Consider the following 1,894-nt stretch of genomic DNA (forward strand, 5'->3'; position numbering starts at 1 on the left):
ATACATTTTTTGCATCATTTTAGCCGTTCACCCCCGGACGAGGATTTGCTTTTACTTTACCTAAATACAATTTTCCATCTTTGACTTCTGTCTCATACTCATCGAGAGAGGCCGTGGGTGGCGTTCCCAAAATGTGTTCGCCATTGATCGTATAACGACCCATATGGCAAGGACAGAAGTACTCATTTGGTTGGCCTGGGCCAGTTCCCCAGTCAACCGTACACCCTAAGTGCTTACAGATCGGGGACAGAGCAAGAATCTCACCCTTTTCGTTCTTGGTAACCCATGCAGTAAGTGTTGATTCTGATTCATACCAACCGTCCTTGGTATGGACCTTGAATTCAACGCGTTTTGGCACGGCACTAAACTCATCCGGACTGCCGACAGCTACTTTATCTCCACCTGCATGTCCTTGCAGAAGGGGGTCTACCGCAAAACGAATCATTGGGGTGATCATTCCCGCAGCTAGGAATCCGCCAGTTCCCATCAGGGCGTAGTTCAAAAATGTACGCCTGGAAATTTCGCGTTTGTCTCCCATATCTTTTTCCCTCCTTATCCTGTAAAATAGCGCTACGATGGCATTTTTATACATATACACTAGGTCAATCCCAATCATAGCTAACCCCTATAAAGATGTCAAGAATGTCCAGTGGACATGTCTTTGCCCAAACGATGTGTGACATGATATTGTTGCCAGATTGTCAAATTTAAGACCTTGCCCCACCCATTTTTCTGTAGTATTACCGGAAAACGCTTTCTCTATTGCGTCTCTTATTTAGGTCAAATCGATTATCTCAACCCAGTTTGCCACAACTTGATGACCTCTTTGTACAGCACATCCACAGTTACTTCAAATCGCAAAGAAGATTCCAAGTCTTCATCCCCAACTAATAACGTCAACACGCCTTCTTCTGCCCTCTCCTTCACCTGAATCTGTTCTCCACGAAAATGAAGCAGTACTTTATAGGGGAATTCTGCCGGTGTTCGTTGTTCCAGCTGTTGTTCTCCTATTTGATAGCTTAACGGAAACAGAAGCACGCGTCCCTTCAGCCGCTGCTCAATCCCGGCAGCTACATTTAATAAGTAGTTCATGCGCACAACATGCTCTTCTACTTTTCTGTCCGAACTGTACAAATAAAGAGGGAGCAGCGCGGTATCCACAAAGGATCGCAACTCCTCCCAGTTTTCAAAATCGTTCAAGTTCCATTGCATAGAGCTGTCTCCTCATTTCCTTGTTCATTTCTGGAAACAAGCGTACCATGAATGCTTGGAGACTCGCAATAACCCATACGATTATGTATTTAGGCTTGCTCGTAAGCCATGATTTCTTTTAATTCGTCTGTTAAGCGCAAAAACAGCTCTTTGTTTTTCGATGCAAGTGCCTCATCAATCTCCTGGATTAGCGTGCGCTTGCGATATTGACGCATCTGCTCGTCAATCACCATTTCAGATAACAAACCGGACACCATTTGATTGTTCGTTCCGTACGCGTTGGAATAGAAATTCGGCCACTCCATACCCATCCCTCACTTCAATAAAATAGTCGTTTCGGTAAAACCATTGTATTTTCGAAGCCAAGTCTGGCTCGCATACGTTGCGGTGTATAACCACTGCTCCTGTTCGTCTTGCCCGACGCGCAACAATCCAAGATGCACCATCATTTTGCATACCCGATTCACCAGGATATCTGTAGGTGAATCGTAGTAAAACTCTTTCATCCAATGGAGCAGCGTGTCCATCAGAGATTGCTGACTTACCCATCCAGCCGACGCGATCAACGGGATGAGCTGAACCAGCATCGGCAAGTTCGGGACAGCCCGCTTGTACAGCCTCATCCAGAAGCGAATGACATCATGGTACATTTGATCGTTATACGGTTGCTCCAGTCGCTCCC

General features: G+C 45.7%; 3 protein-coding genes and 1 pseudogene. All 4 read right to left on the minus strand.

What is annotated here, in order from left to right; genetic code table 11:
• Positions 1-19: 19 nt before the first annotated feature.
• Positions 20-538 carry a Rieske (2Fe-2S) protein gene (locus C7R94_RS29425; RefSeq protein ID WP_106786020.1) on the minus strand — a complete coding sequence of 173 codons (519 nt, stop codon included), beginning with the start codon at positions 536-538 and terminating at the stop codon, positions 20-22.
• A gap of 251 nt (positions 539-789) precedes the next feature.
• A complete protein-coding gene (locus C7R94_RS29430) occupies positions 790-1,212 on the minus strand; it encodes a DUF2487 family protein (RefSeq protein WP_106786019.1) in 423 nt (140 codons plus the stop codon).
• 89 nt (positions 1,213-1,301) lie between these two features.
• Positions 1,302-1,517 (minus strand): IDEAL domain-containing protein, encoded by a 216-nt coding sequence (locus C7R94_RS29435; RefSeq protein ID WP_007716588.1) that lies wholly within the window; start codon positions 1,515-1,517, stop codon positions 1,302-1,304.
• A 9-nt stretch (positions 1,518-1,526) separates the two neighbouring features.
• Positions 1,527-1,894 (minus strand): annotated as a pseudogene (locus C7R94_RS29440) (hypothetical protein); the annotation flags it as partial.

This window comes from Brevibacillus sp. NRRL NRS-603, from assembly GCF_003013445.1.
GTDB lineage: Bacteria > Bacillota > Bacilli > Brevibacillales > Brevibacillaceae > Brevibacillus > Brevibacillus formosus.